Raw genomic sequence first — 15,240 nt, 5'->3', positions numbered from 1 at the left:
CCAAGACAGGGCGGCGACCCAATGAACAACGTAAAATCTACCACTAAACTCGGCATCATCGGCGCAGGCGGTGTTGGATCTGCAACCGCATACGCAGCAACCCTACGTGGCTCTGCAAATGAAATCGTCCTTTACGACATTGACGGCAAACGAGCACACGCTGAAGCCCTCGATATCGCCCACGGTTCTATGTTCGCCCATGAAGCCCAGCTCACCGGCGGAGACGACCTCGAAATCCTGCGTGACTGCGACATGATCATCATTACCGCAGGTGCCCGTCAAGAGCCCGGGCAGCCCCGCCTCGAACTCGCAGGAGCAAACGTACGCATTCTCGAAAAATTACTGCCAAACCTCATGGAAATGTCACCTAACGCAATTTACATGCTGGTTACCAACCCCTGCGACGTACTCACTGTTGTCGCCCAGAAGATCACCGGGCTACCCTCACACCGAGTACTATCTTCCGGTACCGTACTCGATTCTTCTCGACTGCGCTGGCTCGTCGCCAGCAAAGCTGGAGTCTCCATCAAGAGCGTTCACGCAAATATCATTGGCGAACACGGGGACTCGGAGTTCCCTGTCTGGTCGGCAGCTAACATCGGCATGGTACCCCTCATTGACTGGGAATACAACGGCACCAAAGTATTTACTGAAGAAGTACGTGCAGAACTAGCGCATGAAGCGATGCGCGCAGCCTATAAAGTCATTGAAGGTAAAGGATCCACCAACTACGCCATCGGTGTTTCCGCGGCACGAATTGCAGAAGGCTTCCTCCGAGGTCAGAACGCCGTACTGCCAATCTCCACCATTGCAGCAGGCGAACTCTACGGCTTCAAAGACGTAGCACTGTCCCTACCCTCCGTCGTAAACTATGAAGGCGTACAGCGAGTCCTCAGCGTTCCCATGAACGACGAAGAACACAATAAGCTACGCACCTCCGCAGAAGCAATCCGCGCATCCCTGGAAACCCTAGGATTCTAAAGAACATTCCTAAAACACCCTTCTAAACGCGTGCCCAAACACACTGGGTACGCGTTTGTCATACCTTCACAATATGACGCTCTCCAACCACAATAGCCATAAAAGATAGTAGACTAGACACATGAGCACTGACCCCCGCACCGAACTCACTCGTCTACTCGACGCCTTCGAAACACACCTTGACGCCGTCGCCCACCGCACCCGCGAACACGACCCCGTAATCGACGAAGCCTATGTCGAAATTGCAAACGCTTTCGAAGCCTACGAAAACGCCCTCTTCGAGGTACATAACGAAGTAACACCCCTTAGCGTCTACGGAGATGACGACGAAAACTTCGACGAATTCCTCACCGACACCGACGACGAAGACGACGATATCGAATACGAAAAAAACTAACCACACAACCAAACCCTCAGGCCCCGCATCCTAGCCACCCGCCAGAATGCGGGGTTTCTCTTCACACACCACAAACATAAAACCATGAGCACCCCAAAACACTTCCGAGACCACGCTCTCATCCTCCGCACCCAAAACCTAGGCGAAGCAGACCGCATCATCATCATGCTCACCCAAAACAACGGAGTCATCCACGCCGTTGCCAAATCAATCCGCAAACCAAACTCAAAATTCGGTGCTCGGCTAGAACCCTATATGCACACCGACATATCCCTCACCCGAGGCAAAACAAACCTCCACACCATATCCCAAACCGCAACCATACATGCCTATACAGCGACTCTCATGGGTAACTACAACGCCTACACCGCCGCAAACACCATCGCTGAAATCGCAGAGACACTCAACACCAACAGTACCCCCCACGACACCAACCCACACTACCACCTCACTCACGGGGCAATCGCCACACTAGCTCATAACAAACACACACCACAGCGCATCCTCACAAGCTATATCTTACGTGCCATGAAACTCGCAGGCTGGCTCATCTTCACTGACACCTGCACATACTGCAATCAACCCATCACCACTGGGTACCACCCAGCAGGTACACATGGCATAACAGGAACCCTCTGCAAAACTTGCGCCCACCAAAATGACACCCCTACAACACCCATAACTCCCACCGAATATAACTATATACAAGCCCTCTATAAAGGGAACTGGGACACCATAGACAACGCTTCACCTCTCGCGGCACGCAAAATACTCAACCTCACCCTACACACCACCCAAAACTACCTCGAAACCCCCCTCAAGACCCTCACCTACCTCGAACTAGAAACCTAAAAACACCATCAAACACGGTAAAATACTGTAGTAACACACCATCAACCCGGAAAGAATCTCATGCCACAAAAACCACCGGCACACCCCTCCGGAACAACCCCACCCCCCATACCCAAAAAATTCATCCCTCAACACGTTGCCGTTGTCATGGATGGCAATGGACGCTGGGCCAACGAACGCGGACTCCCACGCAACGAAGGACATCGAGCAGGCGAAGCAGCCCTCCTCGACATCGTTGCAGGAGCCATAGAAATGGGCATACCCTATATCAGCGCCTATGCCTTCTCCACAGAAAACTGGAAACGCTCACCCAGCGAAGTATCCTTCATCATGCGTTTCTCCACCGAAGTCTTCAACCGGCAACTCGAAACCCTCAAATCCTGGGGAGTACGTATCCGCTGGGCAGGACGCCGCCCCAAACTCTGGAAAAACGTCATCTCACAACTCGAACAATGCGAACGCGAAACTATCAATAACACCACCTGCACCCTCACTATGTGCGTCAACTATGGAGGACGCGCAGAAATCGCAGACGCAGCCGCAACTATTGCACAAGACGTACAAGCAGGCATCCTCAAACCCTCCTCTATCACAGAAAAAACTTTCCAAAAATACCTCGACGAACCAGACCTACCAGACGTTGACCTTTTCCTCCGATCATCAGGCGAACAACGAATATCCAACTTCCTCCTCTGGCAAAGCGCCTACGCCGAATTCGTCTTCATGAACGTACTCTGGCCAGATGTAGACCGCCTAACCCTCTATAAAGCCGTCGAAGAATACGCCAGCCGCGACCGCCGCTACGGAGGCGCCACCGACAAAATCCCCAGCCCCAAAAACTAACACCACACCACAAGGAGCAAACGATGCGACTATACCCAACCTTCTTCAAAATCTTCTTCGCAGGCATGGATCCCGAAAAAGCACACCACATCGGCTTCTGGGGAGTACAAACCCTTAAAAACCTAGGCATTACTCGCATCCTCAAAAGCTACCTTCAACCCAATCCCAGCCTCCGCACCACAGCCATGGGACTCACCTTCCCTTCACCCTTCGGACTAGCCGCAGGCTTCGACAAAGGCGGGAAAGGTATCGCAGCCCTTGCAGGACTAGGATTCGGACACGTCGAAATCGGCACCATCACCGGACAAGCACAACCTGGTAACCCACAACCACGTTTATTCCGCCTCATCGAAGATAAAGCAGTCATTAATCGTATGGGATTCAACAACGACGGTGCCGCAGCCGCAGGACCCCGAGTCGCATCAGCACGTGCCGATCTAGAAACCGAATACCGTCCCGAGAAGCGCCCCATCATCGGCGTCAACATCGGAAAAACAAAGATTGTAGAACTAGAAAACGCCATAGAAGACTACCTAATCTCAACACGTACCCTAGCCCCACAAGCAGACTACCTCGTCGTCAACGTAAGCTCCCCCAACACCCCAGGACTACGTACACTGCAATCCATCGCAACACTCCGCCCACTCCTACAAGCCGTACGAGAAGAAGCAAACCGAGTCTCACCCCACCGCCATGTGCCTCTCACCGTTAAAATTGCTCCAGACCTTGTAGACGAAGACATAACAGCTGTCGCTCGCCTAGCCCAAGAACTAAAGCTTGACGGGATCATCGCAACTAACACCACAATCGCACGCGAAGGCTTAGGACTCCACACCACCAAAGAAAAAATTAACGCTATAGGCGCAGGAGGACTCTCAGGAGAACCACTTAAAACCCGATCACTCGAAGTCCTACACCTCCTCAAGAAAGAAATAGGCAACAAACTAGCCCTCATCTCCGTCGGAGGAGTAACCAACGCCCAAGACGTACAAGAACGACTAGACGCAGGCGCAGACCTCGTCCAAGGATATACCGCCTTCCTCTACGAAGGCCCCTTATGGGCCGCCCACATCAACCGAGGACTCTACAAAATCCGTCGCTCGCGCCAAAAATAAACCTCACAAAAAGGGTGAGAAACCAAACACGGTTTCCCACCCCAGAAATCATTAAAGACACAGTATCTACTTTGGATACTCCCCATACTTAACAAGAGGATAAGGTCGCCGCATCCGACGAATCATCATCACACGGTTGAACGCATACATACCACTACCACGCTGCACCTCGCCAAACTTAGCAATAACCATCTGTTTAAGCTTGCGCCACATCAACCAGTAATCAATAACCCACAACAGCATCAGAGCATACATGCCATACATAGTCCCGTAGTAGACAGGAGCAGCAGCTACGCCAAAACCGCTCACGACCCACGACGCAACAAGAAAAACAATGAGCAAAATAAGCATTATATCGCCCAAATTCCGGCGAGCATCAATATAGTCGCGAATGTACCGCCGCTGAGGCCCCTTATCCACTATCGGCAGATACTTCTCATCGCCAGTACGCATAGCCTCCCGTTGCCGTGCCCTAAGCTCAGCAGCAGCCTCACGATCAGCAGTCTTCGCCGCGCCACGATCAGCACCGATTATAGGCCTCCTTCGCGCCGCAACCTGCTCTTTACGAGACGGTGTAGGACGCCCTTTCTTCGGCGTGAACTTAGAGTTCTCAGGAACCTCATGCTGTTTCTCTTCTTCAGGCTCGACAGCAGCCTCCTGCGGAGCCTTACCTTTTTTACGACCAAACACCCTACTAGAATAACCAAAAATAATTGCCTACGCCGAATACCAAGACCAAAAATAAAATGTATGCGCCACCCCTGTATAAAGCGTATTGTTAGACGCATGGCCAATTTTCCTCATAAATTCCCAGAACATGATGCGCTCGCAGAGGCGCTTGAAGCCCATTTTGATGAATATCTTACTGAGCTGAAGGATCTAGTCTCTATCCCATCTATCGCATGGGAAGCTTTTGATCTAGCTCAGGTCCAACGAAGCGCTGAAGCTGTGTACGAGCTTGCGAAACGGTCAGGCTTTCAAGAGATAAAAATCCTTTCTGCGTCGTACCACGATGAAACGGGGGAGACACATCAAGGTATGCCAGCGGTAATTGCCACTAAACCAGCTGTTTCAGGGTATCCCACAATCCTGTTATACGCTCACCATGATGTACAGCCTCCTGGCGATAACACGCAGTGGGAAACTGACCCGTTTACCGCAGTTCAGAAAGGCGCTCGCCTCTATGGCCGCGGTGCTGCAGACGATAAAGCAGGGGTTATCACCCATATGGCGGCTTTCCGTTTAGTATCGGAAGTATTAGGCAATGATTTCAATGTTGGCGTAAAGATCTTTATCGAAGGGGAAGAAGAAGCAGGGTCACCCTCTTTCCGCGAATTCCTAGCTGCCTACCAGAAGGACCTAGCCGCTGATTATATTGTGGTAGCAGATTCTGCCAACTGGCGAGCCGGAGTTCCGGCATTAACTACCTCATTACGTGGCGTAGCTAGCGGGGATATTGAAGTTCGAACTGGTAATCACGCAGTGCACTCTGGTATCTTTGGAGGTCCTTTTCTGGACGCACATACGGTATTAGCCCGTTTGCTGGGTACTCTTCATGATGACGAAGGTGCAGTTGTTGTAGAAGGTCTGTACCGTGGTGAAGACCCTAAAGTCGAATACCCTGAACATGAATTCCGCGCAGATTCTGGAATCTTAGACCAGATGTCTCTAGCAGGATATGGATCAATTACATCTCGGCTCTGGCAGCAACCTGCACTTTCCATTATAGGTATGGATATTCCGTCAATTGCCCATTCTTCAAATACCCTTGCTGTTACTTCGCGGGCACGTATTAGTGTCCGTTTGGCTCCTGGTGATTCTCCCGAGAATGCGCACAAAGTTCTGGCAGACCATATAAAGAAGCATGCACCTTATAACGCGCAAGTTAGCTATACTCCTGTCGACTCAGGGTTACCCTTTGCCACAGATGTTGAGCAGGATGGAGCTCAAATCACCTTGTCAGCAATGGCTCAAGCTTGGGGTATATCTCCTGTGCAGACAGGCATGGGAGGCTCAATACCTTTTATAGCGGATTTGAAGGAGAACTTCCCCGACGCCCAGATTCTAGTAACTGGTGTTGAAGACCCAGATACCCGGGCACATAGCGCCAACGAATCGCTGTATGTACCTGATTTTAAACGAGGAATTTTAGCGGAGGCACTGATATTGAGTGCTCTCAGCAGGAATAAGTAGATTAGGAAAGGAAAGCAACTCAAGGAATATACCTCACACACTAAGTACAGAATTCTACAAAGTTGGTATTCTGGACGTAAGAGACCTTGATGCCCCTAGTGAACTTGTGAGTCCGCTGTTGTCGTGAAGAAGTAGGACAGCGTAATCTGACTTTACGAAGGGGAATATTGTCAGGAAAGGACAAACATGACTGAGACTGTAACTGAGCTACCAACACACGGGGTTAACCTTACTGAAGTTGCTCAGAATAAGGTACGTACTTTGCTCGAACAAGAAGGACGTACCGATTTGCGCCTCCGGATTGCTGTACAGCCCGGTGGCTGTTCCGGGCTAATCTATCAGCTCTATTTCGATGAGCGAGTACTTGATGGTGACGCAGTACGTGATTATGACGGTGTGCAGGTTATCGTAGATAAAATGAGTGCCCCTTATCTAGATGGCTCAACTATTGATTTTGAAGACACGATTGAGAAACAAGGATTCTCAATTGATAATCCGAACGCGGCAGGGTCATGTGCCTGTGGCGACTCCTTCCATTAGGAGCATCGATATAACAGAACCCCTAAAAAACCAACTTTAGGGGTTCTGTTACGTTAAAATTCAGTAATTTTCCAGGAAACTCACAATTTCAGTGACAGAGTGTCACCGTAAGAGCAGAATTCGCGGTAAGCTCTAAGGGATAAGTTTTTTATAATTGCCTCAGGTTTACCTGTAGACCTGAGCACTAGCACACACTGCAAGAACAGGAAGGGCCGTCTGTGAGTTCGCAATATCGAACCGGCAGTCGTCGTAAGCGTGCAAGTCTTGTTGGCCTCGGGACTACAGCGACGCTGCTGATGACTGGTTGTTCAATGGATAGGGCAGCTGTAGGCTGGTTACCCACAAAAGCTGGGCATCCGGCTACTGATAATGCCGAGAACCTCATGCATCTCTGGGTAGGTACTTGGAGTGCAGCTCTTGTTGTCGGTCTTATTACTTGGGGCTTGATGCTATGGTGCATCATTGCCTACCGTAGGCGTAAGAACGAAAGTGGCTATCCTCGTCAGCTCAGTTATCACCTGCCTCTGGAAATTTTTTATACTTTCGTTCCAGTCGTTTTGATCGTCAGTATGTTTACGTTTTCAGACCGAGTCGAGCGTCAAGTAACTGGTCCTAAAACGGGTGCCGATCGACAGGTCACTGTTGAAGTATATGGCAAACAATGGGCCTGGGATTTCAACTACACAGATGAAAATGTGCATGTAACTGGTGTACAAGCTCACCTTGATGGCTCACCAGGTAAAGAAGCAGAACTTCCAACGCTTTATTTGCCCGTTAACTCAAATGTTGATGTAGTCCTCAAATCGCGTGATGTGATCCATTCGTTCTGGGTTCCGGCTTTCCTGGAGAAACGGGATACGATCCCTGGTATGACGAACCATATTCATATCACTACCAAAGAAATTGGTGATTATAAGGGTAAATGCGCTGAACTTTGCGGTGAGTACCACTCTGAGATGTTGTTTAATGTCAAGGTGGTCTCACAGGAAGACTACGACAACTACATCAATTCCCTTAAGCAAAATCCCGAGAATCAGGGTATCGCTGGGGACGAATACAACCGTAATCCCAACCAGAACGCGACTCCGCGTCCCGCTAACCAATAAAGGGGTGAAATAGACGTGACTACCCTCGAATATTCAACTGAGAGTGCAACGGCTGTTGCGCCGCGCGTGGTTCCTAAGTCCAAGGGACGCATCTTTGTCAATTGGATTACTTCCACGGACCACAAAACTATTGGGTACATGTACCTGATCTCTGCCTTCATTTTCTTCTGTATGGGCGGAACTATGGCTCTGCTGATGCGTATCGAGCTTTTTGAGCCCGGTATGCAGATCCTGCAGACGAAAGAGCAATTTAACCAGCTTTTTACGATGCACGGTACCCTTATGCTCCTCATGTTCGGCACCCCTTTGTTCACCGGTTTGGCGAACGTGCTTATCCCGCTCCAAATTGGTGCTCCCGATGTGGCATTCCCGCGCTTAAACGCATTGGCTTTTTGGTTCTTCCTTTTTGGGTCGCTAGTAGCGATTGCAGGTTTTATTACCCCGCAAGGTGCAGCCTCTTTCGGCTGGTTTGCATACGTCCCACTAAATAGCACTACTTATAGTCCGTCTGTCGGTGGTGATTTATGGGTCTTTGGTCTTGCTTTGCAGGGATTCGGCACAATTATGGGTGCGGTTAACTTCATTACTACAATTGTGGCAATGCGCGCCCCTGGCATGACTATGTGGCGTATGTCTGTGTTTACGTGGGCAACTCTGATTACTTCAATCTTGATTATTATGATCTTCCCGCCTCTGGCATCCGCTTTGTTTGCTCTAGGTATGGATCGCCGATTCGGAGGACATATTTTTGATCCGGAAAATGGGGGAGCGGTACTCTGGCAGCACTTGTTCTGGTTCTTCGGGCACCCTGAGGTGTATGTGCTTGCGCTACCTTTCTTCGGCGTGACTTCGGAGATTATCCCTGTATTCTCACGTAAACCCATTTTTGGTTACAAAGGTCTTGTTACAGCGACTATTGCTATTGCGGGCCTGTCTGTAACTGTGTGGGCGCACCATATGTACGTAACTGGAGCGATTATGCTTCCGTTCTTTTCGTTCATGACCATGATGATTGGTGTTCCAACCGGCGTGAAGTTTTTCAACTGGATTGGGACTATGTGGCAGGGGTCCATTACGTTTGAAACTCCGTTATTGTGGATCTATGGATTCTTAGTAACCTTCCTCTTTGGAGGTCTGACGGGTATTATCTTGGCTACTCCGCCTCTAGACTTCCATATCTCGGATACTTACTTCGTGGTTGCACACTTCCACTACGTGATTTTTGGAACCATTGTGTTTGGTATGTTTGGTGCATTCTACTTCTGGTGGCCAAAATTCACTGGCAAGATGCTCAACGAACGGATCGGTAAGATTCACTTCTGGCTGGTATTCTTCGGGTTCCACGCGACCTTCTTGATTCAGCACTGGGTTGGCGTTGATGGGATGCCTCGTCGATACGCTGACTATCTGCCCGAGGACGGTTTCACCTGGATGAACCAGTTCTCAACTGTTGGATCCATGATTCTTGCCGTTTCAATGATTCCCTGGTTCTGGAATGTTTACATTACTGCTCGGTATGCTCCGAAAGTCGAGGTAGACGATCCCTGGGGATTCGGTGGATCTCTCGAATGGGCAACTTCTTGTCCTCCGCCCCGCCACAACTTTACTGCATTGCCTCGTATCCGTTCCGAACGCCCGGCTCTAGACCTACATCATCCCGAGCTTTCAACGAATCATGATGTTGCCGCTGCAGCTCTTGCAGCACAGAAGGGAGAGTAAACCGTGAAAGTTCTCGGGAAGGTCTTCCTGTACCTTGGTATATTCTTTATTCCTGTTGGAATTATTTATGGGTTTATGACCAATTTTGATGAGTGGGCCGGGTTTCCCGCGCTCCTCGTGACGGCGCTTATGTGCTTCTTCTTGGCTTTCTTCCTCATGTTTACTGATAAGAAGCTAGGAAGCCAGCCCATGGATAACTACACGGGTGAAATCGCTGAGAGTGCTGGTGAGTATGGGTTCTACTCACCATGGTCTTGGTGGCCGTTTATGATCGGTTTAACGTGCATGATTGTTGTTCTTGGGGCAGCGATTGCCTGGTGGGTACTAATTCTTGCGTTGCCTATCGTAGCAGTCGCCGTTATCGGGTGGGTATATGAATACAACCGCGGTGATCACGCGCACTAATCATATACAGTAAAAGGTGGGGTTACATCATCCATATGGATGATGTAACCCCACCTTTTCTATATTCCAGAGATTCTCGAATAAAGTTCTATCTGCCCCAGATATGTACTAAAAAGGGGAGGTAAGAAAAAGCTAGTTGGATTAATTGTCTGTATTGGCAGCTTATCTGGGGATCATCAAAGCAGCAGAGACGCACCAATATTGATCGGATGAATCTTGGGAGAGTAACCGCCCATATAATCGTGCCCATCGCACGATAATAGTTTTTGCAGAGGCAGCTTCGCTTATCAGTACGCTCGGCTCGAAAGAAAAGACGGCATTAATATGCTCGCAGAAGTGCTCTCTCTGCAAGAATTCTGGAGTCTCAACCTCAAACCTAGGTTGTTGCTACTTTTATCTGTTAATCCGCGAGGCTCCTTCCTGCCTCTAAGAGCCAGCGGCATGATAGTTTGTGACGGGGTATGTGCTTAGTACGCATGAAGTTATTCCATTATGGCATCAGGTATATAGCGATCGCTGATAAGTAAGCTATAATTCTTAGTTTCAGGAATAGGGCCATGCTGCTTATGAGAATTTTTCATGAGAAAGTCTGGACTCCTGGCCTTAGAAGATGGATATGATATTGGGTCAGCAGCAACATTGCTGGAAGAGATACATACGATACAAACGTTGAGGGTTGGTCCCACAGTTTTGTGGAACCAACCCTCAAGTAAACTTATGAAGTTGTAACTTTAGCCCTTAATCTCGGGGCTATCAGAGGAGGCGCCCTCAATCCTTTGAGCTTCATTATGTTCATGATGAGCTTCTTCTAGCTCAGTAGGAGTTACAGGAAGAACGCGATCAGTAAAGAACAACTTCGATAAGGTGCCTCGTGCTTTCTCAAGCATTGTAACCTTCCCCTTAGCATTGGGGCGTGCAGGTATTACATCTGGTGAATCGAAACTAACTAGCTTGTACCGACGATACTCGTCAAGAGGCTTGTGCACCTCAATAAACTCACCATGGGGGAGTTGCACCACTTGACCAGTTTCGATGCCATGAAGCACTAGCTCACGATCTTTACGCTGTAAGGAGAGGCAAATCCTTCGGGTAATCTCGAAACCAAGGATGGGTCCAAGGAAGAAGAGCGCACGCAATACATAAGCTACATCATTTAGCGAGACGTGGAAATGCGTTGCGATCAAATCAGAAGATGCTGCGATCATCAAAACTGAGTAGTAGATGATACCTGCAACACCGGCGCCTGTACGGAATGGAGCGTTACGCGGGCGATCAAGAATATTATGAACCCGATTATCTTTGGTGACCCAACGTTCGATCCAAGGCCACGTGAATAAGAATCCCATCAAGACACCTGCGAGTGCAAAAGGCAGTAGGACATTCAGAACCCATGTTCCACCGAATTGCCATTCCCATGACCATGGCCAAACACCAGGCCATAGACGTAATGCACCGTCACCAAAGCCTACGTACCAGTCAGGCTGAGTACCTGCTTGAACTGGAGATGGATCGTAGGGGCCATAGTTCCATATTGCGTTAATAGTGAAGGTGGAAGCTAAGAAAGCGATGATACCGAAAACTATGAAGAAGAAACCGCCTGCTTTTGCAGCATAAACCGGGCCTACAGGAAAACCAACAACGTTATTGTTGGTACGACCTGGCCCTGGATATTGGGTGTGTTTATGCAGGACAACCATGAACATATGCAGTCCAACGCACAACAACAGAACTGCCGGAATGATCATGATATGCAGGCTGTATAGGCGGCTAATAATGTGTTCACCTGGGAACTCGCCTCCGAAGAAGAAAAGCGAGAGGTATGTACCTACAAGCGGAATTGCGACCATAATGCCATCGACAATTCGCAAACCGTTACCAGAGAGCACATCATCGGGGAGGGAGTACCCAGTAAAGCCCGCCATAATGCCCGTGACAAAGAGGACGCAACCTACAACCCAGTTCAGCTCACGTGGACGGCGGAAAGCCCCTGTAAAGAAGACACGGAGCATGTGGATACAGATGGCCAACATAAACATGAGAGCCGCCCAGTGGTGAATCTGACGGATCAACAGGCCCCCGCGAATATCAAAAGAGATATCTAAAGTAGACGCAAACGCAACAGACATTTCTGTACCCTTCATGGGTACATATGAACCGTCATAGGTAACTGCAGCGGTTGATGGGTTAAACCAGAATGTTAAAAAAGTTCCTGAAATAAGGAGCACTACAAAGCTGTATAGAGCCACCTCACCGAACATAAAGGACCAGTGATCTGGAAAGATTTTTCGGCCAAATTCTTTAACAACCCCAGACATGCCAACACGCGTATCAACAAAATTCGCGATACGCCCAGCGTTGCTTTTAGGTTTGTACTCGTAGCCAGTTGTTGTAGACATTACTTATTTCGCCTCCTTCTCACGCTCTGCACGCATTTCTTCGACGTGCTGACCGCGTTCCCAATACGCGGGACCAACTGGCTCATGGAAGTCGCTCTGAGCCACAAGATAACCATTATCATCGACTGTAATCGGCAACTGTGGGAGTGCGTGACCTGCAGGACCGAATACAACCTTGCATTCATCTGCCGCATCAAAAGTAGACTGATGGCACGGGCACAGCAGATGATGCGTTCGCTGCTCGTACAGCGCGATGGGACATCCAACGTGTGTACAGACCTTCGAATAAGCGACTATACCGTCAACGTGCCAGTTTTTGCGTTCTTCCGAAATCTTCATCTCATTGGGGTCAAGACGCATCAACAAGACAACTGCTTTAGCTTTTTCCTCTAGATAGCCATTTTCATGGCTGAGGGACGTGATGGTCTCCGGCAGAACGTGATAAGCGGATCCGATCGTAACGTCAGAAGCTTTAATCGGAGTCCCAGAAGGGTCGCGTACAAGACGGACACCCTGATCCCACATCGTGTGTTTAAGAACGGCAGGATCATTCGGCCCCAGATCGCGCAGAAACGTAATAAAAGTTAACGGAGCCAGAATAACTGAGCCAATGAGAGTATTGCGCAGGAGAGGACGGCGTTTAATACCTGACTCATCAATAATAGTTTCGATGATTTCTTCTGCCTCGGCGCGATCCTCTTCAGGACGCAAATCGTGCCGCTCCTCAACGAGTTCATGGTCAGGCATAAGCGTACGTGCCCAATGGACAACTCCAATACCAATGCCGAACATAGCGAATGCTATACCTAAACCAAGCAAGAGGTTCTGCAGCTGCAGTCTACTGGTAGGCTCCGTATTATTTACATCAAAGAAGTTACCTTCAACTGATATACCGAAATACGCGACCCAGAATAACAAAGAGCCGAGCATTGATAGTACAAAGAGTAGAATAACTTGGCGCTCAGCACCTTTAGCACGCTTCGAATCCACATCTGTCAGACGTGGACGATGTGGAGGCAGCCCAGGATTCTGAAACTGCTCCTTTGAATCCTCTGAAGAGGTAACTACGGTAACGCTCTGAGCGTCTTGACCGTCACGATGGTTTCCCATGTGTTGCCTCAAATCTTTTCCGATACGAATAGTATGTGCGTATTTATGCTGAGCGAGAGGTCAGCCAAATAACAAAGATAAGCACGATCCCTAGACCGACACTCCAAATCAACAGACCTTCAGCGACAGGACCTAGAGAGCCTAGCTTAAGACCACCAGGGGAAACGTTTTTTTCCTGTGCTTTCAAATAGGTGATCACATCACGCTTCTCTTGCGGGGTAAGGTTTGCGTCGTTGAAAACAGGCATATTTTGAGGTCCAGTTTCCATGGCTTCATAGATATGTTGTTCGCTAACACCCATGAGAGAAGGAGCAAACTTCCCTCGGGTAAGAGCACCACCCGCACCAGCCGCGTTATGACACATTGCGCAGTTGGCTAGGAAGACACGGGCACCATTTGCGGCATCGCCTTTGGTGGTATCTAGATTCTCTGCTTCAGGTATTGCAGGACCGGCGCCCAACGAAGCAACATATGCAGAGAGCTGCTTCGTCTGTTCCTCGTTGAACTGACCAGGTTTGACTTGAGCCTGTGTACCCTGCATCTGCATAGGCATGCGGCCGGTACCAACCTGAAAATCAACTGCAGCTGCACCAACACCGATGAGCGAAGGACCATCAGCGGTGCCTTCAGCGTTCATTCCATGGCAGGTTGCACAGTTGGCTTGGAAGAGTTTTTGACCAGCGTTTACATCATCTTGAGTGTATGCATGGCTTGACTCGGCCTTGGCCTGATTGGTGGCAGTGGCAACTGTGTAGAGACCACCAGTAAGGATGAGGGCCAAAGCAAGCAACACAATAGCTGCAAGCGGGTGACGCCGCTTCTGTGAAAGTGCCTTCACGTCTTTTGTTCCTTGTGTGTGCTAGTAAAAATGGATACGGACGGGGCGAGAGTGTTGGACTGTTATTTGACGAAGTACACCACGGCAAATAGAGCGAGCCACACGACATCTACAAAGTGCCAGTAGTACGAGACAACGATTGCACTAGTGGCTTCGTAATGACCAAATCGCTTAGCGACAAATGCGCGACCAATGATCAGGAGGAAAGCTACTAGACCAGCTGTCACGTGTAACGCATGGAACCCTGTTGTGATGTAGAAAGCGGATCCGTAAGCGCTAGATGCAATGGTTACGCCTTCTGAAACCAAGGTTGCGTACTCATAAGCCTGGCCACAGACGAAGATTGCGCCCATGATGAAAGTCAACACAAACCATTCAGCCATACCCCATGCCTTAATATTCAGCAAAGAACCGGAGCGGCGTGGTTTGAGCTGTTCTGCGGCAAATACGCCCATCTGGCATGTCACAGAACTCAGCACAAGAACGATTGTGTTGATAAAAGCGAAGGGAACGTTAAGGATATGTACATTATCAGCCCAAATGTCAGGACGTGATGCCTTAAGGGTGAAGTACATAGCAAAAAGCCCGGCAAAGAACATCAGCTCTGATGCCAACCACACGACGGTACCAATGGCGACCGTGTTGGGTCGGTTAAGAGCCGGATGTGCCGGCCTGCTGGGGTTATTGGTTACAGTTGTCACATAGACATTATGTCGCTAAAACTTGCGAAGAGCGAATACATAAC

15 protein-coding genes are annotated in these 15,240 nt (G+C 49.4%); 10 read left to right on the top strand and 5 right to left on the bottom strand.

All coding sequences use genetic code 11. The features are described from left to right. Positions 1 to 21: 21 nt before the first annotated feature. From HMPREF2958_RS09140 to HMPREF2958_RS09120, 5 genes are all read left to right on the top strand, one after another. Positions 22 to 981 (top strand): L-lactate dehydrogenase, encoded by a 960-nt coding sequence (locus HMPREF2958_RS09140; RefSeq protein ID WP_070697777.1) that lies wholly within the window; start codon positions 22 to 24, stop codon positions 979 to 981. Between the two features lie 121 nt (positions 982 to 1,102). Then, positions 1,103 to 1,378 (top strand): hypothetical protein, encoded by a 276-nt coding sequence (locus HMPREF2958_RS09135; RefSeq protein WP_070697776.1) that lies wholly within the window; start codon positions 1,103 to 1,105, stop codon positions 1,376 to 1,378. An 84-nt stretch (positions 1,379 to 1,462) separates the two neighbouring features. Next, positions 1,463 to 2,230 carry a DNA repair protein RecO gene (gene recO / locus HMPREF2958_RS09130; RefSeq protein WP_070523895.1) on the top strand — a complete coding sequence of 256 codons (768 nt, stop codon included), beginning with the start codon at positions 1,463 to 1,465 and terminating at the stop codon, positions 2,228 to 2,230. Between the two features lie 60 nt (positions 2,231 to 2,290). Continuing rightward, positions 2,291 to 3,073: an isoprenyl transferase gene (locus HMPREF2958_RS09125; protein WP_070697775.1), complete on the top strand. Its 783-nt coding sequence runs from the start codon at positions 2,291 to 2,293 to the stop codon at positions 3,071 to 3,073. A gap of 23 nt (positions 3,074 to 3,096) precedes the next feature. Continuing rightward, a complete protein-coding gene (locus tag HMPREF2958_RS09120; protein WP_013399057.1) occupies positions 3,097 to 4,188 on the top strand; it encodes a quinone-dependent dihydroorotate dehydrogenase in 1,092 nt (363 codons plus the stop codon). A 66-nt stretch (positions 4,189 to 4,254) separates the two neighbouring features. On the opposite strand, the gene HMPREF2958_RS09115 is transcribed toward HMPREF2958_RS09120, so the two are convergent. Then, entirely contained in the window at positions 4,255 to 4,878 is a 624-nt protein-coding gene (locus HMPREF2958_RS09115; RefSeq protein ID WP_070697774.1) for a DUF3043 domain-containing protein, read from the bottom strand. Positions 4,879 to 4,974: 96 nt separating this feature from the next. Between HMPREF2958_RS09115 and HMPREF2958_RS09110 the strand changes: the two genes are divergently transcribed. The 5 genes from HMPREF2958_RS09110 (at position 4,975) to HMPREF2958_RS09090 (ending at position 10,151) form a co-directional block, all read left to right on the top strand. Further along, entirely contained in the window at positions 4,975 to 6,381 is a 1,407-nt protein-coding gene (locus HMPREF2958_RS09110; RefSeq protein WP_070697773.1) for a dipeptidase, read from the top strand. Positions 6,382 to 6,567: 186 nt separating this feature from the next. Beyond that, positions 6,568 to 6,921 carry a HesB/IscA family protein gene (locus tag HMPREF2958_RS09105; protein ID WP_004004655.1) on the top strand — a complete coding sequence of 118 codons (354 nt, stop codon included), beginning with the start codon at positions 6,568 to 6,570 and terminating at the stop codon, positions 6,919 to 6,921. Between the two features lie 218 nt (positions 6,922 to 7,139). Next, positions 7,140 to 8,027, top strand: coding sequence for an aa3-type cytochrome oxidase subunit II (coxB, locus tag HMPREF2958_RS09100; RefSeq protein WP_013399060.1), 888 nt, complete (start codon positions 7,140 to 7,142; stop codon positions 8,025 to 8,027). A gap of 15 nt (positions 8,028 to 8,042) precedes the next feature. Next, entirely contained in the window at positions 8,043 to 9,746 is a 1,704-nt protein-coding gene (gene ctaD / locus HMPREF2958_RS09095) for an aa3-type cytochrome oxidase subunit I (RefSeq protein WP_004004657.1), read from the top strand. A gap of 3 nt (positions 9,747 to 9,749) precedes the next feature. After that, the gene (locus HMPREF2958_RS09090) at positions 9,750 to 10,151 is read left to right on the top strand and encodes a cytochrome c oxidase subunit 4 (protein WP_004004658.1); all 402 of its coding nucleotides are present in this window, start codon (positions 9,750 to 9,752) and stop codon (positions 10,149 to 10,151) included. Between the two features lie 731 nt (positions 10,152 to 10,882). On the opposite strand, the gene HMPREF2958_RS09085 is transcribed toward HMPREF2958_RS09090, so the two are convergent. From HMPREF2958_RS09085 to HMPREF2958_RS09070, 4 genes are all read right to left on the bottom strand, one after another. Continuing rightward, positions 10,883 to 12,547: a cytochrome bc1 complex cytochrome b subunit gene (locus HMPREF2958_RS09085; RefSeq protein WP_004004659.1), complete on the bottom strand. Its 1,665-nt coding sequence runs from the start codon at positions 12,545 to 12,547 to the stop codon at positions 10,883 to 10,885. A gap of 3 nt (positions 12,548 to 12,550) precedes the next feature. Then, positions 12,551 to 13,657: a cytochrome bc1 complex Rieske iron-sulfur subunit gene (locus HMPREF2958_RS09080; protein WP_070697772.1), complete on the bottom strand. Its 1,107-nt coding sequence runs from the start codon at positions 13,655 to 13,657 to the stop codon at positions 12,551 to 12,553. Between the two features lie 43 nt (positions 13,658 to 13,700). Then, the gene (locus tag HMPREF2958_RS09075; protein ID WP_070450227.1) at positions 13,701 to 14,495 is read right to left on the bottom strand and encodes a cytochrome bc1 complex diheme cytochrome c subunit; all 795 of its coding nucleotides are present in this window, start codon (positions 14,493 to 14,495) and stop codon (positions 13,701 to 13,703) included. Positions 14,496 to 14,557: 62 nt separating this feature from the next. Continuing rightward, positions 14,558 to 15,196 carry an aa3-type cytochrome oxidase subunit III gene (locus HMPREF2958_RS09070; protein ID WP_004004662.1) on the bottom strand — a complete coding sequence of 213 codons (639 nt, stop codon included), beginning with the start codon at positions 15,194 to 15,196 and terminating at the stop codon, positions 14,558 to 14,560. Positions 15,197 to 15,240: the final 44 nt, after the last annotated feature.

This window comes from Rothia sp. HMSC036D11 (genome assembly GCF_001814205.1).
Taxonomy (GTDB): Bacteria; Actinomycetota; Actinomycetes; order Actinomycetales; family Micrococcaceae; genus Rothia; species Rothia dentocariosa.
This window is presented reverse-complemented; position numbering and strand designations above follow the sequence as displayed.

Coding starts and splice junctions, on each gene's coding strand:
- HMPREF2958_RS09125 (WP_070697775.1), top strand. CDS start 2,291: ATGCCACAAAAACCACCGGCACACCCCTCCGGAACAACCCCACCCCCC.
- HMPREF2958_RS09110 (WP_070697773.1), top strand. CDS start 4,975: ATGGCCAATTTTCCTCATAAATTCCCAGAACATGATGCGCTCGCAGAG.
- HMPREF2958_RS09085 (WP_004004659.1), bottom strand. CDS start 12,547: ATGTCTACAACAACTGGCTACGAGTACAAACCTAAAAGCAACGCTGGG.
- HMPREF2958_RS09080 (WP_070697772.1), bottom strand. CDS start 13,657: ATGGGAAACCATCGTGACGGTCAAGACGCTCAGAGCGTTACCGTAGTT.
- recO (WP_070523895.1), top strand. CDS start 1,463: ATGAGCACCCCAAAACACTTCCGAGACCACGCTCTCATCCTCCGCACC.
- HMPREF2958_RS09120 (WP_013399057.1), top strand. CDS start 3,097: ATGCGACTATACCCAACCTTCTTCAAAATCTTCTTCGCAGGCATGGAT.
- HMPREF2958_RS09105 (WP_004004655.1), top strand. CDS start 6,568: ATGACTGAGACTGTAACTGAGCTACCAACACACGGGGTTAACCTTACT.
- HMPREF2958_RS09140 (WP_070697777.1), top strand. CDS start 22: ATGAACAACGTAAAATCTACCACTAAACTCGGCATCATCGGCGCAGGC.
- HMPREF2958_RS09135 (WP_070697776.1), top strand. CDS start 1,103: ATGAGCACTGACCCCCGCACCGAACTCACTCGTCTACTCGACGCCTTC.